21 protein-coding genes and 1 CRISPR repeat array are annotated in these 21,827 nt (G+C 57.2%); of the genes, 20 read left to right on the top strand and 1 reads right to left on the bottom strand.

Features of this window, described 5'->3' with window-relative positions; translation table 11 throughout:
* Positions 1–161 precede the first annotated feature (161 nt).
* From cas3 to ACKLKD_RS02115, 10 genes are all read left to right on the top strand, one after another.
* Positions 162–2,777 (top strand): CRISPR-associated helicase Cas3', encoded by a 2,616-nt coding sequence (gene cas3 / locus ACKLKD_RS02160; protein WP_025712115.1) that lies wholly within the window; start codon positions 162–164, stop codon positions 2,775–2,777.
* Between the two features lie 3 nt (positions 2,778–2,780).
* Positions 2,781–4,304 carry a type I-E CRISPR-associated protein Cse1/CasA gene (casA, locus tag ACKLKD_RS02155; protein WP_025712116.1) on the top strand — a complete coding sequence of 508 codons (1,524 nt, stop codon included), beginning with the start codon at positions 2,781–2,783 and terminating at the stop codon, positions 4,302–4,304.
* Positions 4,305–4,315: 11 nt separating this feature from the next.
* A complete protein-coding gene (gene casB / locus ACKLKD_RS02150; protein WP_025712117.1) occupies positions 4,316–4,882 on the top strand; it encodes a type I-E CRISPR-associated protein Cse2/CasB in 567 nt (188 codons plus the stop codon).
* Positions 4,875–5,522 carry a type I-E CRISPR-associated protein Cas6/Cse3/CasE gene (gene cas6e / locus ACKLKD_RS02145; protein WP_025712118.1) on the top strand — a complete coding sequence of 216 codons (648 nt, stop codon included), beginning with the start codon at positions 4,875–4,877 and terminating at the stop codon, positions 5,520–5,522. The genes casB and cas6e overlap by 8 nt, the downstream gene beginning before the upstream one ends.
* 29 nt (positions 5,523–5,551) lie before the next feature.
* Entirely contained in the window at positions 5,552–6,586 is a 1,035-nt protein-coding gene (gene cas7e / locus ACKLKD_RS02140) for a type I-E CRISPR-associated protein Cas7/Cse4/CasC (protein ID WP_025712119.1), read from the top strand.
* A gap of 12 nt (positions 6,587–6,598) precedes the next feature.
* Positions 6,599–7,315 carry a type I-E CRISPR-associated protein Cas5/CasD gene (gene cas5e / locus ACKLKD_RS02135; RefSeq protein ID WP_025712120.1) on the top strand — a complete coding sequence of 239 codons (717 nt, stop codon included), beginning with the start codon at positions 6,599–6,601 and terminating at the stop codon, positions 7,313–7,315.
* Positions 7,315–8,190: a type I-E CRISPR-associated endonuclease Cas1e gene (gene cas1e / locus ACKLKD_RS02130; RefSeq protein ID WP_025712121.1), complete on the top strand. Its 876-nt coding sequence runs from the start codon at positions 7,315–7,317 to the stop codon at positions 8,188–8,190. Before cas5e ends, cas1e begins: the two co-directional genes overlap by 1 nt.
* Complete coding sequence (cas2e, locus tag ACKLKD_RS02125; RefSeq protein WP_071993256.1) at positions 8,168–8,455, top strand: type I-E CRISPR-associated endoribonuclease Cas2e; 288 nt, start codon at positions 8,168–8,170, stop codon at positions 8,453–8,455. Before cas1e ends, cas2e begins: the two co-directional genes overlap by 23 nt.
* A gap of 47 nt (positions 8,456–8,502) precedes the next feature.
* Positions 8,503–9,628: direct repeats of the CRISPR family, unit length 28 nt; unit sequence GTCTTCCCCACGCACGTGGGGGTGTTTC.
* Between the two features lie 238 nt (positions 9,629–9,866).
* Entirely contained in the window at positions 9,867–10,982 is a 1,116-nt protein-coding gene (locus tag ACKLKD_RS02120) for a DUF6883 domain-containing protein (protein WP_025712123.1), read from the top strand.
* Between the two features lie 10 nt (positions 10,983–10,992).
* Positions 10,993–11,676 carry a YrhA family protein gene (locus tag ACKLKD_RS02115; protein ID WP_025712124.1) on the top strand — a complete coding sequence of 228 codons (684 nt, stop codon included), beginning with the start codon at positions 10,993–10,995 and terminating at the stop codon, positions 11,674–11,676.
* Between the two features lie 60 nt (positions 11,677–11,736).
* On the opposite strand, the gene ACKLKD_RS02110 is transcribed toward ACKLKD_RS02115, so the two are convergent.
* The gene (locus ACKLKD_RS02110; protein WP_025712125.1) at positions 11,737–12,108 is read right to left on the bottom strand and encodes a VOC family protein; all 372 of its coding nucleotides are present in this window, start codon (positions 12,106–12,108) and stop codon (positions 11,737–11,739) included.
* A 501-nt stretch (positions 12,109–12,609) separates the two neighbouring features.
* Between ACKLKD_RS02110 and ACKLKD_RS02105 the strand changes: the two genes are divergently transcribed.
* The 10 genes from ACKLKD_RS02105 (at position 12,610) to ACKLKD_RS02060 (ending at position 21,822) form a co-directional block, all read left to right on the top strand.
* Positions 12,610–13,365: a gluconate 2-dehydrogenase subunit 3 family protein gene (locus ACKLKD_RS02105; RefSeq protein WP_165931788.1), complete on the top strand. Its 756-nt coding sequence runs from the start codon at positions 12,610–12,612 to the stop codon at positions 13,363–13,365.
* Positions 13,366–13,367: 2 nt separating this feature from the next.
* Positions 13,368–15,152, top strand: a complete 1,785-nt coding sequence (locus ACKLKD_RS02100) for a GMC family oxidoreductase (protein ID WP_002908285.1) — start codon at positions 13,368–13,370, stop codon at positions 15,150–15,152.
* A gap of 10 nt (positions 15,153–15,162) precedes the next feature.
* Entirely contained in the window at positions 15,163–16,503 is a 1,341-nt protein-coding gene (locus tag ACKLKD_RS02095; RefSeq protein ID WP_165931789.1) for a c-type cytochrome, read from the top strand.
* An 83-nt stretch (positions 16,504–16,586) separates the two neighbouring features.
* Complete coding sequence (ccmA, locus tag ACKLKD_RS02090; protein ID WP_080896729.1) at positions 16,587–17,210, top strand: cytochrome c biogenesis heme-transporting ATPase CcmA; 624 nt, start codon at positions 16,587–16,589, stop codon at positions 17,208–17,210.
* The gene (ccmB, locus tag ACKLKD_RS02085; protein WP_012541449.1) at positions 17,207–17,866 is read left to right on the top strand and encodes a heme exporter protein CcmB; all 660 of its coding nucleotides are present in this window, start codon (positions 17,207–17,209) and stop codon (positions 17,864–17,866) included. The genes ccmA and ccmB overlap by 4 nt, the downstream gene beginning before the upstream one ends.
* Positions 17,867–17,915: 49 nt before the next feature.
* Entirely contained in the window at positions 17,916–18,653 is a 738-nt protein-coding gene (locus ACKLKD_RS02080) for a heme ABC transporter permease (protein WP_008804529.1), read from the top strand.
* Positions 18,650–18,880: a heme exporter protein CcmD gene (ccmD, locus tag ACKLKD_RS02075; protein ID WP_002908220.1), complete on the top strand. Its 231-nt coding sequence runs from the start codon at positions 18,650–18,652 to the stop codon at positions 18,878–18,880. Before ACKLKD_RS02080 ends, ccmD begins: the two co-directional genes overlap by 4 nt.
* On the top strand, positions 18,864–19,322 hold the full coding sequence (ccmE, locus tag ACKLKD_RS02070; protein WP_087805207.1) for a cytochrome c maturation protein CcmE: 459 nt from the start codon (positions 18,864–18,866) through the stop codon (positions 19,320–19,322). The genes ccmD and ccmE overlap by 17 nt, the downstream gene beginning before the upstream one ends.
* On the top strand, positions 19,319–21,271 hold the full coding sequence (locus ACKLKD_RS02065; protein ID WP_025712134.1) for a heme lyase CcmF/NrfE family subunit: 1,953 nt from the start codon (positions 19,319–19,321) through the stop codon (positions 21,269–21,271). Before ccmE ends, ACKLKD_RS02065 begins: the two co-directional genes overlap by 4 nt.
* A complete protein-coding gene (locus tag ACKLKD_RS02060; protein WP_087805210.1) occupies positions 21,268–21,822 on the top strand; it encodes a DsbE family thiol:disulfide interchange protein in 555 nt (184 codons plus the stop codon). The genes ACKLKD_RS02065 and ACKLKD_RS02060 overlap by 4 nt, the downstream gene beginning before the upstream one ends.
* Positions 21,823–21,827 lie beyond the last annotated feature (5 nt).

Here is a 21,827-nt window from a genome sequence, read left to right as displayed (position 1 = left end):
GATTATTCATACTACTTATTTATAATGTCTGATATTGTCGATTTGATGTCTCACATTAAGCGCAGCGTTTGTGAGTGCTTTTTATTTTATAAAAAATTATTTATAAAGCTTCCTGACTTTAGTATTAATAAAACGCACATGTTTTATTAAGGATGATTTTCATGAGGCGCTTAACCAGGGTTTCGCTACAAAATCAACATGCCATCGCGGCGATAAGTTTTGAAAACTGCCCGGCGAAAACCCGGATGTTGAGTGATGGTCGCGTGGTGCAGGGACGCTCGGTATTGAGTCATTGTCAGATTGTCGGGGAGATTGCCCGGGCGCTTATAGCGCTGTATCCCGAGCCGATGCGAAGTCGACTCTTTCCCGCAGGAAGTGAAATGGCAGCGGCTGGCCACGATATCGGAAAGGTCAGTCCGACGTTTTCCGCCAAACTTTTTGCGGCCTGTGACGTTAATGACCTCCGTCTTGCTGGGTTATCGGCGGTGAATCCCGGACTCGAAACGCTCTGGGGAGGACATGCAGGCGTCAGTCAGGCGACAGCGGAAAGTTTATATGCTCCGCGCTATGTTCCTGAGATCCTTGGTCAGCACCATGGTTTTAATCCAGGGCTCAACGGCAGGCGTGGTGATGCTGAAGTATTCGGCGGGCCGCTCTGGTTTGATGAGCGTAAAAAACTCGTGGATAAGCTGAAAGCGGAACTCTCCGCTGATTGGCCGACATTTGATTCAGCGGCTCAGGCTCGCGTGGTCGCCGGGTTGACCTCGGTAGCCGACTGGATTGGCTCTGGCGAATTTTTTGAAAATCCTGAGCAAGCGTGGCAGCCTGCCATAACGGCAGCCCTTAATAACGCCGGTTTTATTAAACCCGTTATACGTAAGGGACTATCCTTTGCAGAGGTCTTTTTTCCTGACGATCCGTCGAAGGAACCACGCGAAGCGCAATCGCGCTTTATTGACCAGGTTGCGGGGCCGGGTCTTTATATTCTCGAAGCGCAAATGGGGATGGGGAAAACCGAAGCTGCGTTATACGCTGCTTATCAAATGCTGACTGAGGAAAAAGCAACCGGTATTTATTTTGCGCTACCCACCCAGCTTACCTCGAACAAAATATACGATCGCTTTAATGCGTTTCTGCAACAAATTGTCAGTACTGAAACTCCACAGCATGCCTTACTTTTACATTCTGGCGCCTGGTTGATGAATACCGAGATGGGAGAAGAAGCAAGCCCTGGTGGCGCGTGGTTTAACCACCGTAAACGCGGCTTATTAGCGCCGTTTGCCGTCGGTACCATCGATCAGGCGCTGATGGCGGTGATGAATATTAAGCATGGTTTTGTCAGAGCGTTAGGGCTCGCAGGCAAGGTCGTGATCCTTGACGAAGTTCATACATACGATTTGTACACCGGCACGATCCTTAATGCGTTAGTCGAATTTCTGCGTCAAATCGACTGTACGGTGATTATTCTCAGCGCCACGCTGAGTCGGGCCCGCCGTGACGCCTTGCTGCAACAGACTACAAGCAGTGAGGCCTACCCGCTGATCACCGCCGCGCCCATCAGCGCAAGAGAGCAAGCGCTGGTAGAGATTGGCGTTCCTGTCACTGAGCACGCCACCCTTACGCTGTATTCCTGTAACAATGATGAATCCGCGCTGGAAGAGGCGCTGCGGCGCGCAGAACGTGGGCAACAGGTGTTGTGGATTGAAAATACCGTAGCTGAAGCGCAGCAACGGTATCTGGATATGGCTAGCCGGGCGGTTGAGGTGGGATGTGAAATCGGACTCTTACATTCTCGTTTTACGCCTCAGCACCGCAACCGGCATGAGCAACGCTGGATCGCGCTCTACGGCCGGACCGGCTGGTCGCAACGTCAGCAGTGCGGGCGTATTTTAGTCGGCACCCAGGTTCTGGAACAATCCCTTGATATTGATGCCGATTTCCTCGTGAGCCGATTTGCGCCATCCGATATGTTGCTGCAACGTCTTGGCCGGCTGTGGCGACATACCGATACACCCCGCAATGTGAGTGCGAAGGCGGAATGCTGGCTATTGTCACCTTCGCTGGAGAGCGCTTTAGCCAACCCGGGCTCGGCATTCGGCATGAGCGCCCTGGTCTACTCACCCTATGTGTTATGCCGCAGTCTGGAGGTCTGGCAAGAGATCCCGTCTCTCTCGTTGCCAGGAGATATTCGTCCCCTGATCGACCGGACCTATGTTGCACGTGCGGAAGAGGGACCATGGGCCACGCTACTGCATGAACTCAAGAATGGCAGCCGCTTTCGTTCTGGTGAAGAGGCGCTGCAGTCGCTGGCGAAGCTCACGTTATCTGGCGGCGGGAAAACGCTGCCTGAGCATAAAGCGGAGACTCGCTATAGCGATCGTGACACTCATGATCTGCTGCTGCTGCGTGGTCTGCGTACGCAAGACGGCGTCACGTATATGCGCCTTCTTGATGATGGTGAATTAGCCCTTCCTCATGGGCGCAACCGTTTAAGTCGGTTGCAATGGCGACAGCTGGCGGTGGCGCTGAATCAGCAGCTGGTACGAGTTAATCCGGCTTATTGTCCGCCCACGATAGCAAAAAGTGATCTGGAAAAATTACACCTGCAGGAGGTGTTCTATCTCGGCCGCCCCGAAGATGATGAGGCGTTATTGCGCGTTGCCATTGTCAGCCCCGCGGGTGAACTGAAGACGCTGGATGGCCGCCCCGCGGGAGAGAAATACACCCTTGAATACAGTGAATATCTTGGCTTCCGGGCCATTTCCAAAAAGGAATAAACCATGGAGAACCGCTTCAATTTGATTGATGAACCCTGGATTGCGGTCGTGGATGTGGGGTTGGTCAGTTTAACCGATATTTTCAGTCAGCCGACATTACGCGCTTTAGGGGGAAATCCGGTAGAAAAAATCGCGCTTACCAAATTGCTACTTGCTATCGCCCAGTCAGCCGCGACGCCGGCTGATGATAGCGACTGGCAGCAGATGGGCTGGCAGGGAATGGCCCATTGCTGCCTGAAGTACCTTGCTAAATGGCACGACCGTTTTTATCTGTATGGCGAAAAGCCGTTCTTACAGATGCCCGCTATTCAGGCCGCTGAATGTAAGTCATTGGGCGTATTATCACCTGAGGTGAGTACCGGCAATACCACCGTTTTAACCGAAAGTCAGCAACAGCAGCAATTAACTGATGCGGACAAAGCGCTAGCTATTATTGTGCAAATGGGCTTTGGGCTCGGAGGCAAGAAAACCGATAACTCTGTGGTATTAACGCCGGGCTATCGGGGTAAACAAAACGACAAGGGGAAGCCGGGCAGTGGAAAGGCCGGGATTTCTGTCGGGCATATGGGATTGTTACATTCGTTCTGGCAGGGGAATTCAATCGTACAGAGCATTTGGCTCAATTTATTTACCGCTGAGGATATTGCACAACTGGTGATGTATCCCACGCTGGGGACTGCGCCGTGGGAGCGAATGCCGACAGGGGAAGATGATGACGTTGCGCGTTCGTTAAAAGCATCGCTGCTTGGCCGCCTGATCCCAATGGGTAAATTTTGTCTGTTAGCCGGGGACGGTATTCACTATAGCGACGGTATAAGCCATGCCGGCTATCTGGAAGGCAAAACCGATCCCACGGTTTCCGTCGATTTTTCAGGAAAGAAACCGAAGGCATTATGGGTTAACCCAGGCAAACGCCCCTGGCGCGAACTGACGTCGTTATTACAGTTTATTGAGCAGGATAGCTCCCGAGGATATGAAACCCGTCAGCTTAACCTTCCTTTGAAGCGAATAGCCCATAATACGGTTCAGTTTGCGCTATGGTCGGGCGGCTTACGGGTAAGTAGTAATGCGGGTGAACAGTATGCTTCAGGAATGGATGATTATGTTCAGTCAGAAATATGGTTGTCATCCGAATTAATTAATAATTGCTTTATTGAATATTTAAAATATGAAATGACGCAGCTTGATGCTGTGCAAAAACAGCTTTGGGGTGCAGTTGTACGTTATTTCCGACAGCTTTCCGATATTGATAAATCAGCAACCGGTAAGGCCCAACCCTTTGTGGCAAAACAGGCCGAAAAAGCAACGGCGCTATTCTGGCAACTCTGCGAGCGTCAGGCCCAGGCGCTCATTAATGTTTGCCTGAGTTCCGGGGAAGACCATTCCGCGCGTCATCAGTTACGAAAAACGTTTATCAGCTATGCCGGCCAGGTTTTTAATCGGCTCTGTCCTCGTGACAGTGCCCGTCAATTAGATGCCTGGGCGCAGTCCCGGCCTAATTTTTCCAAATATCTCACCGTCGATTAAGGAGGATCTTAATGGATCAGTTTCCTGCAGACGTTACCGCTGAAAGCGCGAGTAACGAATTGCCCGCCAAACGATTTGTCGGTTACGTGATTGAGCGTATCGCAAAAGACAATGGCTTTGCCGCCCGCCTTAAACGAGCGGACAACCCGGCGACTGAGTATCAGAGCTGGGAAATTCTGGCAGGGTTTGGCATTGATCTGGAAAAAGAGTGGCAGCGCCTTCCGTACTGCGTCATTGGCGCCGCGCTGGCCAGGGTGAAACCGGCCAGCAATGGCACGACCTCGCTGGGAGGCGCCATTGCAGCTTGTTATCCCGAAGGGAATCAGTCTGAACAGGCGAAAGCCCGCCTGCGGCGATTGTTGGCCTGTACCTCGACGAGTGAAGCATGCCGTATTCTGCGCCCGTTGCTGGCATTAATGGCCAGCCGCAATGTGACACTGGATTTCGCCAGGCTACTCAATGAACTGCAGTGGTTTTCCGGCAGCAGTCGCGAACGGATCCGCGCCCGCTGGGCGCAAGAATTCTATCGTCGAGCCGACGAGGCAGCCGGGAATGAGGCGGGGAATCCACATGACTGAACTCTTTGCGAGTGCTTTACATCTCGATCGCGCTGCGGTGAAAGCCCTGAAAATCAGCGATGCCTATTCCCTGCACCGGGTGGTGTACAGCCTGTTTGCTGATGCGCGCACAGACCAGGAGAAGTGCAGCCATATGTCGAGCGGGATTGCTTATGCCGACCAGGGCGGAGATTTCCATGGCCGCAAAGTATTGATCGTCTCTGACAGACCTCCCGCTGCAAAGGTCGATGGGCTGTACGGTGAGGTCAACAGCAGATTAATTCCGGCCGCCTTTCTCTCTCATTCACATTATCGCTTTCAGGTGCAGGTGAATCCGGTACGGAAGGATAAACAGACAGGTAAACGCGTCGCGGTGAAAGGCCGGACTGATATTGCGCAGTGGTTCATTCAGCGCGCTGCCAGCCGCTGGGGCTTTGAAGTGGATGCGTCGAGCCTGCAGGTTGACGCGGTGGAAGTGCTGCAATTTAAAGATAAAGCAGGTCGCCAGGTGACCCTTGGCAAGGCGACGGTGCAGGGCTTGCTTACCGTCACCGACCGACAGCAGTTCCAGCATAGCTTTCATCATGGCATTGGCAAAGGGCGAGCCTTTGGCTGTGGCCTGCTGCAGATTGTGCCCGTTGTTGATGCGCTTTTTTCCTGATGGTTAATCAATTTATTAAGGATAATCCAATGACTACCCCATTTAAAAACACCCGTATCGAGTTTCATATTTTGCAGTCTTTCCCGGTGACCTGCCTTAACCGCGATGACGTGGGGGCTCCCAAGTCCGCTATTGTCGGCGGTGTGTCGCGCGCCAGAGTGTCATCGCAGTGCTGGAAACGTCAGGTTCGTCTGGCGCTGCCAGATTTTGGAATTCGTCTCGGGGTGCGTAGTAAAAAAATTGCTTCATTGCTGGCCAATGCCTGTCGCACAGCAGGGGCGAGCGAAGAACAGGCCACTCACTGCGGTGAGACGATGGCCGCTTTTTTCTCCGACGATACCCTGTTGTTTCTCAGCGCGGCTGAGGCCGCCGCATTTGCCGCTTATGCGCAGGAAAAAGATTTTGACGCCGCGAGCCTGAAAGACAAAGAACTGGTCAAGGTCGCCAAAAAGGTGGTTAACAATACCCTGGATGCCCTGGATATTGCGCTTTTAGGCCGTATGGTGGCCAAAGCGGCGGATATGAACGTTGAGGCGGCGGCATCGTTCGCGCATGCCATTTCCACCCATAAAGTGAGTAATGAGGTCGAGTTTTTTACCGCCGTGGATGACTGTAAAACGGAGGATGAAAGCGGTTCGGCACATATGGGCAGCCTGGAGTTTAATTCGGCGACCTACTATCGCTATGTCAGCCTGGATCTCGGGCAACTGGCGCAGACGTTGGGTGAGGGCGCCGATATGAAAACCGCCGTCGCCGCTTTTGTTAAGGCACTCTATGTCGCCGTCCCCTCAGCCCGACAGACAACGCAGTCCGGGGCCTGCCCGTGGGAATATGCTCGCGTGTTACTGCGTAAAGGTCAGGGTCTGCAGGCTTCATTCGAGCAGCCCGTTAAGAGTCAGGGTGAAGGCTTCTTATCCCCCAGTAAAGCGGCGCTCAAAGACTGGTTGCATACAAAAGAAAAACTCTCTGGCTCCCTGTTCGGCAAACAAGGCGATTACGAGTGGGGTGAGGATCTTGACTACAGCATTGACCGACTGATCGCTGACTTGCAGTCACATCTGTAATGGACGGTGAAGATGAGCCAAACTACGCACTATATGCTGCTGTGGCTTGAAGGGCCGCTGCAGTCATGGGGATTCGATTCAAAGTTCGGTGTACGCGATACGCTGAATTTCCCGACCCGCTCGGGCATTCTGGGGCTGATTTGCTGTGCACGAGGCGCCGCGGGGCCAGAGGTCGAGTGGCTGGCGGAGATGAATAACCTGCCGATGGAGGTTCGCGCCTACGCCCGAACCGACAAGGAGGGCCAGCCGCTCCTGCGCGAGCCGACATTGTGCGATTTCCAGATGGTTGGCAGCGGATATGACGACAGCGATCCGTGGCAAAGTCTGCTGATCCCTAAAACATCCGATGGAAAGAAAGCCGTAGGGGGTGGAACGAAAATGACCTACCGCCACTATCTCCAGGATGCCGTATTCGCCGTGGTAATGGGGCTTGGCAGCCAGCAAGCCGAGTCGTTACCAGAGGCGCTACAAAATCCGGTATGGGATTTATATCTCGGTCGTAAAAGCTGCGTGCCCAGCGAGCTGATCTATCAGGGCATCTATGACAGCGCAGAAGCGGCATGGCAGCAGGCCCGGACATTAGCTGAGAGTAAGCGGCGCACGCTGAGCTACAGGGTCATTGAAGGGGAAGGGGATGGCGATGTCATCACGCTTAATGATGTCCCGGTGCAGTTCGGCCGGCATAAGCGTTACCGGGATCGTCAGGTGACCGTGCTGGAGTGCGGCTAATGGCCCTGGGGGAGAGGCTGTTTGTCAAAGTTACCCGCGAACTCCTGCCTCAGGTAAAAGATAAATATCCTTTTCTCTATCTTGAGCGCGGGCGGCTGGAAATTGATGACAGCAGTGTGAAATGGGTGGATGCGGATGGCAACGTGGTGCCTCTCCCGGTGGCGACCATCAACACGCTGCTGCTCGGCCCCGGGACAACTGTGACGCATGAGGCGATCAAAACCGCGACCGCCGCTAACTGCGCGGTGTGTTGGGTGGGCGAGGATAGCCTGCTGTTTTATGCCGCCGGTTTTTTGCCCACTGCTGATACCCGCAATCTTAAAGCGCAGATGGCGCTGGCCTGCGATGGGGCGTCTGCCCTTAAGGTTGCCAGGATGATGTTTGCTAAACGCTTTCCGGATGCCGATCTGGAGGGTAAAAGTTTAAACAGCATGATGGGCATGGAGGGGAGTCGGGTTCGCGCGTTGTATCAGCAGAAAGCGCAGGAGTATGGCGTCGGCTGGAAAGGGCGTCAGTTTACACCAGGCAAGTTTGAACTGAGTGACCTGACAAACCAGGTACTGACCTCCACCAACGCCGCCCTGTATGGCATTTTATGCTCGGTTGTGCATGCGATGGGCTACTCGCCGTATATCGGCTTTATCCATTCAGGTAGCCCTTTACCGTTTGTCTATGATTTGGCCGACCTATATAAAGAACGACTCTGTATCGATCTGGCTTTTTCGCTGTCGAGGGAGATGGCGGGTCGATATGATAAACATAAAGTTTCTGAGGCATTCAGAAAACGAGTGATAGCCCTGGATTTGCTCAACCTTATTGCCGCCGATATCAATGAGCTAATGGGAGGAAAAGGTGCTCGTCGTACTGGCAAATGATCTGCCGCCAGCGGTCCGTGGACGAATGAAGCTGTGGTTTGTCGAACCCCGGCCAAATGTGTTCGTCTCAGGCGTCAAAGATTCGGTTGCACAAACCGTTGTTGATTATCTGATGCAGTACACGCCTGTGGAATCGGGCCTGATGCTGTTTCGCAGTATTCCTCAACCGCCTGGTTATGAAATTCGCTACAAGGGTGAGGTCAGAAAGCCGATTATTGAACTCAGTGGGTTACAGCTGATTATTGAAACCCTAAAACTGTCGTAATACGTGGATATTGTGGTTAAATTCTCGCTCTTTCACAATATGTTGGTGTCTTCCCCACGCACGTGGGGGTGTTTCCGGGTGAACTCCCCCCGCAGGTGGAGGTGTTTGGTCTTCCCCACGCACGTGGGGGTGTTTCCTCCCCCCGCAGGTGGAGGTGTTTGGGCAGCTTGTCTTCCCCACGCACGTGGGGGTGTTTCTTTGCTGGTCCGCAGCGCGGTCGCGGTTGGGGGGTCTTCCCCACGCACGTGGGGGTGTTTCCTTTTGATCTTCGCACCATTTTTCAACGGCTTTGTCTTCCCCACGCACGTGGGGGTGTTTCTAACCCCGGTTTGATCCAGTTTTTCAACCAGCCGTCTTCCCCACGCACGTGGGGGTGTTTCCAGACCTCTTCGTCCACCTCGACCGCCCTACAGGTCTTCCCCACGCACGTGGGGGTGTTTCTATCGCCCGGGCTCGCAGGCGCAGGACTATATCGTCTTCCCCACGCACGTGGGGGTGTTTCTACCAGTTACAGAAAGGGGATTGCCTCGAAGTTGTCTTCCCCACGCACGTGGGGGTGTTTCTATATTGGCTATATCCCGATTTATACAGGCATGGTCTTCCCCACGCACGTGGGGGTGTTTCTCTGAGCTGGTGGCCATTAATGCTGGAGCTGTAGTCTTCCCCACGCACGTGGGGGTGTTTCTAGATAACGACCCGGACGACTTCCGGCGGCGGCGTCTTCCCCACGCACGTGGGGGTGTTTCCAGATCCCACCAGATTTCCCGCAGCTCACTAAGGTCTTCCCCACGCACGTGGGGGTGTTTCTGTGGATTCATATGCTTTAGCAGGATATGCGCAGTCTTCCCCACGCACGTGGGGGTGTTTCCATCAGCAGAGAACCCGAGCGTAGACAGGCATTGTCTTCCCCACGCACGTGGGGGTGTTTCTATTGTTCGCGGCAAGTGTCATACGACCTGGTAGTCTTCCCCACGCACGTGGGGGTGTTTCTCATCCTTAACGGGTCGATGATTGAGCCTGTGAGTCTTCCCCACGCACGTGGGGGTGTTTCCCAGCCATCGGCAAAGCATATCGCGCGACCGTGGTCTTCCCCACGCACGTGGGGGTGTTTCCTCGCGCGCCGCTGCGGGCTGATCACGGCCAGCGTCTTCCCCACGCACGTGGGGGTGTTTCCAAAGAGGGGATCTGTTACGAGCTGCGCGACTAGTCTTCCCTACGCATGTGGGGCTTAGCAATAAGCGGAATACTCGTATTAGAATAAATATTTTATAGCCAGCGAAACTTAAAATGATTTTTAGCTAATGAAACTGTCGTTTGGGAGAGGTAGGAGTATTTTATTGCGATAGAGAAGGGAACTGTTTAAAGCAATAACCGCGAATGATTCTTATAAAATGAAGGATAGGGAATTCATATGTTTCGGCTTTACCAGTCACATGATTTAATACGCCAGTTAAAACCTGAAGACTTTCAATATATTTTGACACCAGCAGGTTCGCTAAGAGAAGTGTGTATACATTACGACCTCTCCTGTGAGGCGAATGGTCACAGCCTCGCTTTTGGCCTACCGAAGGAAATATACAATTCATCTCCACATAAAAGGCCATATGAACGAAGGCAACGTAGCTATGCAGATCCTATCTACGATGAGGTAGAGCACAGGCTACAAATTGGCTGGCTTGTTGGTCTGGATATCTCCAGGTGTTGGAGCAGTGACAGAAATCCATTTTACATCGACGACAATGGCGATTTAATTTTTACCCCTACCGCTTCGTTATACCATGCGTGGTTTAAGAACGAAATTATGAACGCCTACAGGCACACGATTGCCGATCGCCAAGGAAGGAAGCCAGCTCCCACTCAGCATATACAACACAATTATAATGGCTCAAGAATCGCACCAGCGTCAAAGACACTAAACAGTAAGACCATTGGCCGACTGCTAGCCGCTGGCGGTGTATATAATGGCAACATTGAAGGATTCCATGAAACAGCGTTGCAACTGGGTGGGGATGCGCCTGCAGGTTACGACCAGATTATGGACAATAAAGGATTACTCATTGCAGGAGCCTCTTTCGCGGCAGGATTAACAATGGGTAGGGTGAATCCTTTAAGTGAGTTAGATGAGTTATCGAGTCTCAGTAAAATACCAGCCTTTGAAAGTCCGTATGTAAAGGGCTTCATCTCTGAGAACGGTACGTTAGTGAATGCTGAACATGCCGTTATCGATCCGAAAAAACTCGCGACGTACGCTTTAGATTCAACACATCCTACAGGCGGTCATAAGGCTCGGGTGTTTGAGTCTGCCATGGGGTACAACCCAACGAATGCGGATGTTTTAGCCGCACGAATTCAGAAGGGCGTATTATCGGCCCCAGCAAAGATATTGCAGACAAACAACTACGGTCAAACAATGGCTGTAGATATGCCAATTTTAGGCATCAATGGTGAAACGGCGGTCATCCGTACAGGCTGGATGTATGAAACAGATGCGCTCGTTCCTCGCCTGACAACTATTTACGTTAAATAGGGAAATAAACATGAAAAGAGCCGAATTAGACGTTGTGGTTTTAGGTGAGGATTTACCGAATGAAGGGCTGGTAAAAGGAACGCCTGGTACGATTGTTATGGTTTTTAATACGCCAACAACTGGCTATCTGGTCGAGTTTTGCGACGAGAAAGGAAAAACAATCGCAATGCCAGTTTTATTCCCCGCCCAGCTAAAGCGCTATTTCACCATTGGTAACCTGAAGTCGCTGATGGTTGAAGGTAATTATCCCGTAGCCGACCCTGTAGACCCAGACGTCATGGCAGATTTAATGCACAAAGTCGCGCCTGTTGAATGGGAGGACAAGAAAAGAAGGGGCTATGAGGATATTCAACGACTATTGATTAGTCGGCCGGACTACGCGGATATGTTCAATATTATGGATGGGGGTGAGTACAATGGCATGACATTGTACAGCCTGGTGCAGGCAGAGAACGGTGAACCTGCATGGTCGAATATCTTTGTTCGAAACTTTGAGACGCGTATTAACGAAATCTATGTCGATCCAAACCTCAATGACAAAGTAGTGATTGGTGAAGAGGGCATGTCCGTGATTGTCTACAGCTTCACAGATGACCGTTTCGAAATCCGCGATAAAGTCTCCTCGGATTATGTCATTGAGTCACATACCCACTTCACCGGACTGTTGTCCGCCCTCATTGAGCCGGTCAGCTGAATCCGACACATCCATACCTTCAGCGTTTCCCACGGACGTGGGAATTTTTTTCCGCTCAGCTTACCCCGCCAGATGGCACACGGCTTCAATATTGTGCCCGTCTGGCGCAATCACAAACGCGGCGTAATAACTGGCGTGGTAGTTTGGCCGTAACCCCGGCGCGCCGTTGTCCCTTCCTCCGGCGGCCAGCGCCGCCTGCCAGAAGGCATCGACCTGCTCGCGGCTGTCGGCACGAAAGGCAATGTGCAGCGGCGCCGGTTTTTCCGCGCTTTGATAGAGGCATAGAGAAACATCGCCGCTGCCGGCCAGCTCTGCGCCGTAGCTCGGTTCGCCTTCGCCGACCAGCGTTACGCCAAGTGGGGCCAGAGCCTGTAAAAAGAACGCTTTGCTTGCGGCGTAGTCGCTGACGCCGAATTTCACATGATCGAACATAACGTCTCTTCTCCTGTGGACGGAATATCGCCAGCTGAACGGTTCAGCCAGGAAATAGATGGAAAATAATTAACAACGGTTATTAACTTTTTTAACAGCTCTAAATGTTTAATTATTCCTAATACGAGTGTTTACAGACGTTTAATCTGCCATGTACCATAAACAAAAAATAACATTTGTGATACAAGTCACTCTTTTTGGGCGCATAGGTAAGCTCAGCGCGGTGTGAACGCCGTTGGTTTACCGCCTCAAGGTTATGGCAGCACCCTTCTCACGATGACATCCCGGTGAATTTCGCTCCGATTTCCCGCGTTTCGTTGAGAATCGTCTACTATCCAAACGATAACCCTATAAATGATGTCGCCTCTGGCGATGTTTTATCCGACTTGCCGGGCCGGGCCAGACGCTAAGCGGTTTGAAAGCGCAATGGTATCGGTTCCAGCACGACATTCACTGGGTTTGTCTGCGACAAAAACAGTAATTTTCAATGACAGGAATGTGATGATGTCGAGCGAGAAAACCAACAATTCCAGGCGTGATTTCCTGGTGAAATCGATGGCGCTGATCCCGACGGTGGTGATCGGCGGCGCGGGAGCAGGGGCCATTGGCGTGGCCACCAGCGCGACCGCGCAGGCGGCCCCCGCGTCAGAGCCAGCCTCCGGGAACACCGCGGCGGCCAACGACTGGAAGCCGCAGTTCTTCAACGATCGTGAGTGGGTGTTTATCAACGCCGCCGTCGCTCGCTTAATCCCGGCGGATGAACTCGGTCCCGGCGCCAAAGAGGCCGGCGTCCCGGAGTTTATCGACCGCCAGCTCAATACCCCTTACGCCACCGGCTCCATCTGGTATATGCAGGGTCCCTTTAACCCCGACGTGCCGAAAGAGATGGGCTATCAGCTGCCGCTGGTGCCCAAACAGATCTATAACCTCGGGATCGCCGACGCCGAGGCCTGGTGTCAGGACAAATATCACAAGACCTTCGCTGAACTGAGCAGCGAGCAGCAGGACGAGGCGCTCGGCCTGTGGGAATCCGGCAAAGCCGAGTTCAAACAGCTGCCGGCCTCGCTGTTCTTCACCTATCTGTTGCAGAACACCCGCGAAGGCTTCTTCAGCGACCCTATCCATGGCGGCAATAAAGGTATGGTCGGCTGGACGCTGATTAATTTTCCCGGCGCGCGCGCCGACTTTATGGACTGGGTTGAACGGGGCGAACGCTACCCCTTCCCGCCGGTATCAATTAATGGGGAGAGGGCGTAATCATGGCCACCGTATTGAAAAAAACCGATGTCGCGATCGTCGGCTTCGGCTGGGTTGGGGCGATCATGGCCAAAGAGCTGACCGAAGCGGGGCTCAACGTCGTCGCGCTGGAGCGCGGCCCGATGCGCGACACCTGGCCGGACGGCGCCTATCCGCAGGTTATCGATGAGCTGACCTACAACATCCGCCGCAAGCTGTTCCAGGATCTGTCGAAAAGCACCGTCACCATCCGGCATAACACCAGCCAGCAGGCGGTGCCCTATCGCCAGCTGGCGGCCTTCCTGCCGGGTACCGGCGTGGGCGGCGCCGGGCTGCACTGGTCCGGCGTCCATTTCCGCGTCGATCCCATTGAGCTGCGGATGCGCAGCCACTATGAAGAACGCTACGGCAAAAACTTCATCCCCCAGGATATGATCATCCAGGATTTCGGCGTCACCTATGACGAGCTGGAACCGTTCTTCGATAAAGCGGAAAAAGTATTCGGTACCTCCGGGACCGCCTGGTCGATCAAAGGCAAGGTCGTCGGCAAAGGCCGCGGCGGCAACGCCTTCGCCCCGGACCGCTCGGACGACTTCCCGCTGCCGGCGCAGAAAAACACCTGGTCGGCGCAACTGTTTGAAAAAGCGGCGCTGGAAGTGGGGTATCACCCCTATAACCTGCCGTCGGCCAACACCTCCGACTCCTATACCAACCCCTACGGCGCGCAGATGGGCCCGTGCAACTTCTGCGGTTTCTGCAGCGGCTACGCCTGCTACATGTACTCTAAAGCCTCGCCGAACGTGAACATTCTGCCGGCGCTGCGCCAGGAAAAACGCTTTGAGCTGCGGACCAACGCCAACGTGCTGAAGGTCAACCTGACCGACGACAAATCCCGCGCCACCGGCGTGACCTACGTCGACGGCCAGGGGCGCGAAATGGAACAGCCGGCGGACCTGGTGATTATCGGCGCCTTCCAGTTCCACAACGTGCACCTGATGCTGCTCTCCGGGATCGGCAAACCGTACAATCCGGAGACCGGCGAAGGGGTGGTGGGGCGTAACTTCGCCTACCAGAACATGACCACCATCAAGGCCATTTTCGACAAAGACACCTATACCAATCCGTTTATCGGCGCGGGCGGCAACGGCGTCGGCGTCGACGACTTCAACGCCGACAACTTCGACCACGGCGCGGCGGGCTTTGTCGGCGGTTCGCCGTTCTGGGTCAACCAGGCCGGGACCAAGCCCATCTCCGGTTTCCCGGTACCGCCGGGCACCCCGGCGTGGGGCAGCAAGTGGAAAGCGGCGGTGGCCGACACCTACACCCATCACTTGTCGATGGATGCCCACGGCGCGCACCAGTCCTATCGGCAGAACTACCTCGATCTTGATCCGAACTACAAAAACGTCTTCGGCCAGCCGCTGCTGCGCATGACCTTCGACTGGCAGGAAAACGACATCAAGATGGCGCAGTTTATGTTCGATAAGATGGCGCCGATCGCCAAAGCGATGAAGCCGAAATATATCCTCGGCAGCCCAAAAAACGCCAACAGCCACTTTGATACCACCACCTACCAGACCACCCATATGAACGGTGGGGCGGTGATGGGGGAAGATCCGAAAACCAGCGCCGTTAACCGTTATCTGCAAAGCTGGGACGTGCATAACGTCTTCGTCATCGGCGCCTCCGCGTTCCCGCAGGGGCTGGGCTACAACCCAACCGGCACGGTGGCCGCGCTGGCCTACTGGTCAGCGAAGGCGATCCGTGAGCAGTATCTGAAAAATCCGGGTCCCCTGGTGCAGGCATAAAGGAAGGCAGATGATGAAAATGCAATGGTTATCGGCCCTGGTGCTTGGGGCATTGAGCTGCGCGGCTTTTGCCGAAGAGGCGCCTGCGGACAGCAATCTGATTAAGCAGGGGGAGTATCTGGCGCGGGCGGGGGACTGTGTCGCCTGCCACACCAACGGCAAAGCAGGGAAACCTTTCGCCGGCGGTTTGCCGATGGAGACGCCGATCGGCACTATCTACTCCACCAATATCACGCCGGATAAAGAACACGGCATCGGCGGGTACACCTTCGAAGAGTTCGACGACGCGGTGCGCAAGGGCGTGCGGAAAGACGGTTCCACGCTCTATCCGGCGATGCCGTATCCCTCGTTCGCGCGGATCAGCGAAGCGGACATGCGCGCCATGTACGCCTACTTTATGCACGGCGTGGAGCCGGTGAATGTCGCCAACAAGGACACCGACATCCCATGGCCGCTGTCGATGCGCTGGCCGCTGGCGTTCTGGCGCGGCATCTTCGCCCCGACGCCGAGCGACTTTGTCGCCAACCCGCAGGTTGACCCGGTGCTGGAGCGCGGCCGCTATCTGGTGGAAGGCCTGGGCCACTGCGGCGCCTGCCATACCCCGCGCAGTCTGACGATGCAGGAAAAAGCGCTCAGCGAAAGCGAAGGCGATGATTACCTGGCGGGCAGCAATGCGCCGATTGACGGCTGGGTCGCCTCCAGCCTGCGCGGCGAAAACCGCGACGGTCTGGGGACCTGGAGCGAAGCCGAGCTGGCCGAGTTCCTCAAAACCGGACGCAACGATAAATCGGTGGTCTTCGGCGGCATGAGCGATGTGGTGGAGCACAGTCTGCAGTATCTCTCTGATGACGACATCACCGCCATCGCCCGCTATCTGAAGTCGCTCCCGCCGCGCGGCGGCAAACAGACCCCAGCCCCGGTGGAAGACAGCGTGGCGAAAGACCTGTGGAAGGGGAACGACAGCAAAACCGGCGCCGCGCTGTACGTCGATAACTGCGCCGCCTGCCACCGCACCGACGGCGTAGGCTATAAGCGCGCTTTCCCGTCGCTGAAGGGCAACCCGGTGGTACAGACCGAAGATGCCACTTCGCTGATCCACATCGTTCTGACCGGGAGCACCACGCCGGCGGTGAAAGAGGCGGTCTCCAACCTGACCATGCCGTCGTTCGGCTGGCGTCTGGACGACCAGCAGGTGGCGGATGTGGTCAACTTCATCCGCACCAGCTGGGGCAACAACGCGCCGGCGGTCAGCGCCAGCGATGTGGCGAAGGTGCGTAAGGAGACCGCGGCGCACGATGAGAAGGCGTTAGGCAACGCCGATATCTCGAAGCTGCCGGGGGCCGGACAGTAATCGTCAGGGTTGCGTCGCCCGCGCGGCGCAACCCATACTTAGCCACGACGTAAAATACTGTCTGAATCAAGGAGTTTGCCTTCATGCTGCATGCAGAGCGACTGACCTGCATCGTTGACGATCGACCGCTATTTGCGGCGCTGACGCTGTCCCTCGCTGCCGGCGAGCTGCTGCAGGTCGCCGGTGATAACGGCGCGGGGAAAACCTCGCTGCTGCGGATCCTTTGCGGCCTGGCGCGCCCGGAAAGCGGGGTGGTGAGCTGGCAGGGGCATCCGCTGGCGAAGGTCCGGGAGTCATTTCATCGTCAGTTGCTGTGGCTGGGCCATAAACCCGGCGTCAACGCGGCGCTGACCGCCGATGAAAACCTGCGTTTCTTCTTTCCATCCAGCCGCCTTCAGCAGCGGGAAAGCGCCCTCGCCGCCGTCGGCCTGGCGGGCTATGAAGACCTCCCCTTGAGCCAGCTCTCCGCCGGGCAACAGCGGCGGGTGGCGCTGACCCGCCTGTGGTTAACCGACGCGCCGCTGTGGATCCTCGATGAGCCGTTCACCGCCCTCGACGCCACGGCGATGGAAACCCTGACCCGCCGCCTGGAGCAGCACGCCCGGCAGGGGGGAAGCGCGATCCTCACCACTCATCAGCCGCTGCGGCCGCTGCGCTGCCCGTTGCGCACCCTGCGCCTCGGCGGCGACGCGGGAGGCGGGCAATGATGCGAGCGCTGTTGGCCCGGGAACTGCGCCTGGCGTGGCGCAGCGGGGCGGAGATCCTCAATCCGCTCTGGTTCTTTCTGATCGTCATCACCCTGTTTCCGTTCGGCGTCGGCGCTGCGCCGCAGCTGCTGGCGCAGATTGCGCCGGGCGTGGTGTGGGTCGCCGCGCTGCTGGCGGCGCTGCTGGTGATGGATCGGTTGTTTCGCGACGACTGGCAGGACGGTTCTCTGGAGCAGCTGTTGCTCCTGCCGACGCCGTTGGCGGCGGTTGTGCTGGTGAAGGTGGTCGCCCACTGGATGATGAGCGGCCTGCCGCTGCTGATCGTCTCGCCGCTGGCGGCGCTGCTGCTGGGGATGAGTCTGCACGATGCCGGCGTGCTGGCGCTGACCTTGCTGCTCGGCACCCCGACGCTCAGTTTTCTCGGCGCGGTGGGGGTTGGCCTGACGGTCGGTCTGAAGCGCGGCGGCGTCCTGCTGAGCCTGCTGGTGCTGCCGCTGGCGGTGCCGCTGCTGATTTTCGCCACCGCGGCCTGCCAGGCGGCGGCCGCTGGGCTCCCGGTCAGCGGCTATCTGGCGATGCTGGCGGCGTTCTTAACCGCCAGCGCCACCCTGTGCCCGTTCGCCACCGCCGCCGCGCTGCGGCTGACCGTGCAATAATTCGCTGCGCCTGCGGGCGCGGCCATCATAACCGTGTGAGTAAGCGTCTATGTGGAAAGCGTTACATCAACTGGCGATCCCAGAGCGGCTGTACCGTCTGTGCGGATGCTGGATCCCCTGGCTGGCGGCGTTGAGCGCGCTGTTGCTGGTCATCGGCCTGGGGTGGGGCTTTGGCTTCGCCCCCGCGGACTATCAGCAGGGGGAAAGCTATCGGATCATGTACCTTCACGTCCCGGCGGCGATGTGGTCGATGGGGCTGTACCTGGCGATGGCCGTCGCGGCCTTCGTCGGGGTGGTCTGGCAGATCAAAATGGCCGACCTGGCGATCGCCGCCCTGGCGCCGGTGGGGGCGGTCTGCACCCTGGTGGCACTGGTCAGCGGCGCGGCATGGGGTAAGCCGATGTGGGGAACCTGGTGGATCTGGGACGCCCGCCTGACCTCAGAGCTGGTGCTGCTGTTTCTTTACGCCGGAGTCATCGCCCTGTGGCACGCCTTTGACGACCGGCGGCTGGCCGGGCGCGCGGCCGGGATCCTCGTGCTGGTCGGGGTGGTCAATCTGCCCATCATTCATTACTCGGTCTACTGGTGGAACACCCTGCACCAGGGCTCGACCAACCTGCAGCAAACCATCGACCCAAGCATGCGTCTGCCGCTGCGGATCTGCATCTTTGCCTTCCTCATGCTGTCGGTCACGCTGACCCTGATGCGCCTGCGTAACCTGATCCTGCAGCTGGAGCGCCGTCGACCGTGGGTGGTGGCGCTGGTGAATAAAGGAGCTGCCCGATGAGCCCCGCCTTTTCGTCTTTCGCCGCCTTCCTGAATATGGGCGGCTATGCCGTGTACGTCTGGCTGGCGGTGGCCGTGGCGGTCGCCGCCTTTGGCTTGCTGACGGTGCACACTCTGTGGGCGCGGCGGGCGCTGTTCCATGAGGTACGACGCCAGCAGGCGCGCGAGCGGCGGATCGCTGCCGCCCGCGAACACGACAAGGAGGCCGCGGATGCAAGCGCGTCGTAAAACCCGGCTGTATATCGTGCTGGCGGTGCTCGCCGGCCTCGGGCTGACCGTCAGCCTGACGCTGTACGCCCTGAGCAGCAATATCGATCTGTTCTACACCCCGGGGGAAATTATCTACGGCAAAACGGAAACCCGGGCGCTGCCCCATACCGGGCAGCGGCTGCGGGTAGGGGGCTACGTTCAGCCGGGCTCCCTGCAGCGCGACCCGCAAACCCTCGACGTGCGCTTTAAGCTGTATGACGCCCGCGGGGTCGTGGACGTCAGCTATAAGGGCATTCTGCCAGACCTGTTCCGTGAAGGGCAGGGCGTGGTGGCCCAGGGCATTCTGGACGGCGAGCGGCATATTACCGCCCAGCAGGTGCTGGCCAAACATGATGAAAATTACACGCCGCCGGAGGTGAAAAACGCCATGACGCCGGAGAAAGCGGGGGCGCAGCCATGATGCCGGAGCTGGGCAACTTTTTATTGTGTCTGGCGGCGGGGCTGGCGCTGTTCCTGAGCGTCTATCCTCTGTGGGGCGCGGCGCGGCAGGATCGGCGGCTGATGGCCCTGGCGCGGCCGCTGGCCTGGGGGCTGTTCGCCTGTATCGGCGGCGCCTTCCTGCTGCTGGTGCACGCCTTTGTGGTCAATGACTTTACCGTCCGCTACGTGGCGGAAAACTCTAACAGCGCGCTGCCGGTATGGTATCGGGTGGCGGCGACCTGGGGGGCGCACGAGGGCTCGCTGCTGCTGTGGGTCCTGCTGCTCAGCGTCTGGACCTTCGCCGTCGCCTTATTCAGCCGCCGGATGCCGCTCGACGCCGTCGCCCGGGTGCTGGCGGTGATGGGGATGATCGCCTTTGGGTTCCTGCTGTTTATCCTCTTTACTTCCAACCCGTTCAGCCGCGGCCTGCCGCAGTACCCCATTGATGGCCGCGACCTTAATCCGCTGCTGCAGGATATCGGCATGATTTTCCATCCGCCGATCCTCTATATGGGTTACGTCGGCTTCTCGGTGGCTTTCGCCTTCGCCATCGCCTCGCTGCTGGCGGGCCGGCTGGATACTGCCTGGGCGCGCTGGTCGCGTCCCTGGACCCAGGCGGCGTGGATGTTCCTCACCCTCGGCATCGTGCTGGGCTCGGCGTGGGCCTATTACGAACTGGGCTGGGGCGGCTGGTGGTTCTGGGACCCGGTGGAAAACGCCTCGTTTATGCCGTGGCTGGTGGGGACCGCGCTGCTGCACTCCCTGGCGGTGACCGAGAAGCGCGGCAGCTTCCGCGCCTGGACGGTGCTGCTGGCCATCGCCGCCTTCTCCCTGTGCCTGCTGGGCACCTTCCTGGTGCGCTCCGGGGTGCTGGTCTCAGTGCATGCCTTCGCCTCGGATCCGTCGCGCGGGCTGTTTATCCTGCTGCTGCTGATTGTCGCCATCGGCGGGTCGCTGCTGCTGTACGCCCTGAAGGGCGGCCGGGTGCGCGCGCGGGTGGAACATACGCTGTGGTCGCGCGAGTCGTTCCTGCTCGGCAACAATATCTTGCTGATGGCGGCGATGCTGGTGGTGCTCCTCGGAACGCTGCTGCCGCTGGTGCATAAAGAGCTGGGCCTCGGCAGCATCTCCATCGGCGAGCCGTTCTTCAATACCATGTTCACCGCCCTGATGGCGCCGTTTGCGTTGCTGCTGGGGCTGGGACCGCTGATCCGCTGGCGGCGCGATGACGTCGCCAGGCAGATTAAGCGCCTGATTATCGCTCTGATAGTGACGTTGTCACTTTCTCTGGCGCTGCCGTGGCTACTGCAGGACCGTATCACCGCCATGGCAGTCATCGGCCTGATGATGGCCCTGTGGGTGCTGATCTTCGCCCTGATGGAGGTTCACGAACGGGCCACCCATCGCCACGGCTTCTGGCGCGGCCTGCGCACCCTGACCCGCAGCCAGTGGGGGATGGTGCTCGGCCACGTCGGTGTGGCGGTGACCGTTATCGGTATCACCTTTAGCCAGAACTACAGCGTGGAGCGCGATGTACGGATGCGCCCCGGCGACAGCATCGATATCCATCACTATCACTTTGTGTTTAACGGCGTGCGCAATATCGTCGGCCCCAACTGGACCGGCGGCGAAGGCATTATTGCCGTGACCCGCAACGGCCGCCCGGAAGCGACGCTGTATGCCGAGAAACGCTTTTACACCGCCAGCCGGATGATGATGACCGAGGCGGCGATCAGCGGCGGGCTGACCCGCGATCTGTACGCCGCGCTGGGGGAAGAGCTGAACGACGGCAGCTGGGCCGTGCGTCTGTACTATAAACCGTTCGTTCGCTGGATCTGGTACGGCGGGGTGCTGATGGCCCTCGGCGGTCTGTGCTGCATGCTCGACCCGCGCTACCGTATGCGTAAGAAGCTGCAGGAGGCCTCATGAACCGGAAGCTACTGTTTATCCCGCTGGTGCTGTTTCTGGCGCTGGCCGCCGCGCTGTTCTGGCAGCTGATGCGCAACGCCGATGGCGATGACCCGACGACCCTCGAGTCGGCGCTGATTGGTAAACCGCTACCGGAATTTCGCCTTGAAGCGCTGAATACCCCCGGGCAGACGCTGGACCGGCGAACGCTGATTGACGGCAAGCCGTTGCTGCTTAACGTCTGGGCCACCTGGTGTCCAACCTGTCGCGCCGAGCATCAGTTTCTCAACGGCCTGGCGCAGCAGGGCGTGCGGGTGGTGGGGATGAACTATAAAGACGATCGGCAGAAGGCGATGAGCTGGCTGCAGCGCCTGGGGAACCCGTACATGCTGAGCCTGTACGACGGCAACGGCATGCTTGGCCTGGATCTGGGGGTGTATGGCGCGCCGGAGACGTTTCTTATCGACGGTCAGGGCTTCATCCGCTGGCGGCATGCCGGCGACCTGAACGAACGGGTGTGGCGCGAGGAGCTCCAGCCGCTGTGGGATCAATACAACCGGGGGGCGGGCTGATGAGA

The organism is Klebsiella sp. 10982, from assembly GCF_048589245.1.
Taxonomy (GTDB): Bacteria; Pseudomonadota; Gammaproteobacteria; order Enterobacterales; family Enterobacteriaceae; genus Klebsiella; species Klebsiella quasivariicola.
Note: the sequence above shows the minus strand (reverse complement) of the source record. Positions and strands in the feature narration are given on the sequence as shown.

Coding starts and splice junctions, on each gene's coding strand:
- cas3 (WP_025712115.1), top strand. CDS start 162: ATGAGGCGCTTAACCAGGGTTTCGCTACAAAATCAACATGCCATCGCG.
- casA (WP_025712116.1), top strand. CDS start 2,781: ATGGAGAACCGCTTCAATTTGATTGATGAACCCTGGATTGCGGTCGTG.
- casB (WP_025712117.1), top strand. CDS start 4,316: ATGGATCAGTTTCCTGCAGACGTTACCGCTGAAAGCGCGAGTAACGAA.
- cas6e (WP_025712118.1), top strand. CDS start 4,875: ATGACTGAACTCTTTGCGAGTGCTTTACATCTCGATCGCGCTGCGGTG.
- cas7e (WP_025712119.1), top strand. CDS start 5,552: ATGACTACCCCATTTAAAAACACCCGTATCGAGTTTCATATTTTGCAG.
- cas5e (WP_025712120.1), top strand. CDS start 6,599: ATGAGCCAAACTACGCACTATATGCTGCTGTGGCTTGAAGGGCCGCTG.
- cas1e (WP_025712121.1), top strand. CDS start 7,315: ATGGCCCTGGGGGAGAGGCTGTTTGTCAAAGTTACCCGCGAACTCCTG.
- ACKLKD_RS02120 (WP_025712123.1), top strand. CDS start 9,867: ATGTTTCGGCTTTACCAGTCACATGATTTAATACGCCAGTTAAAACCT.
- ACKLKD_RS02115 (WP_025712124.1), top strand. CDS start 10,993: ATGAAAAGAGCCGAATTAGACGTTGTGGTTTTAGGTGAGGATTTACCG.
- ACKLKD_RS02110 (WP_025712125.1), bottom strand. CDS start 12,108: ATGTTCGATCATGTGAAATTCGGCGTCAGCGACTACGCCGCAAGCAAA.
- ACKLKD_RS02105 (WP_165931788.1), top strand. CDS start 12,610: ATGATGTCGAGCGAGAAAACCAACAATTCCAGGCGTGATTTCCTGGTG.
- ACKLKD_RS02100 (WP_002908285.1), top strand. CDS start 13,368: ATGGCCACCGTATTGAAAAAAACCGATGTCGCGATCGTCGGCTTCGGC.
- ACKLKD_RS02095 (WP_165931789.1), top strand. CDS start 15,163: ATGATGAAAATGCAATGGTTATCGGCCCTGGTGCTTGGGGCATTGAGC.
- ccmA (WP_080896729.1), top strand. CDS start 16,587: ATGCTGCATGCAGAGCGACTGACCTGCATCGTTGACGATCGACCGCTA.
- ccmB (WP_012541449.1), top strand. CDS start 17,207: ATGATGCGAGCGCTGTTGGCCCGGGAACTGCGCCTGGCGTGGCGCAGC.
- ACKLKD_RS02080 (WP_008804529.1), top strand. CDS start 17,916: ATGTGGAAAGCGTTACATCAACTGGCGATCCCAGAGCGGCTGTACCGT.
- ccmD (WP_002908220.1), top strand. CDS start 18,650: ATGAGCCCCGCCTTTTCGTCTTTCGCCGCCTTCCTGAATATGGGCGGC.
- ccmE (WP_087805207.1), top strand. CDS start 18,864: ATGCAAGCGCGTCGTAAAACCCGGCTGTATATCGTGCTGGCGGTGCTC.
- ACKLKD_RS02065 (WP_025712134.1), top strand. CDS start 19,319: ATGATGCCGGAGCTGGGCAACTTTTTATTGTGTCTGGCGGCGGGGCTG.
- ACKLKD_RS02060 (WP_087805210.1), top strand. CDS start 21,268: ATGAACCGGAAGCTACTGTTTATCCCGCTGGTGCTGTTTCTGGCGCTG.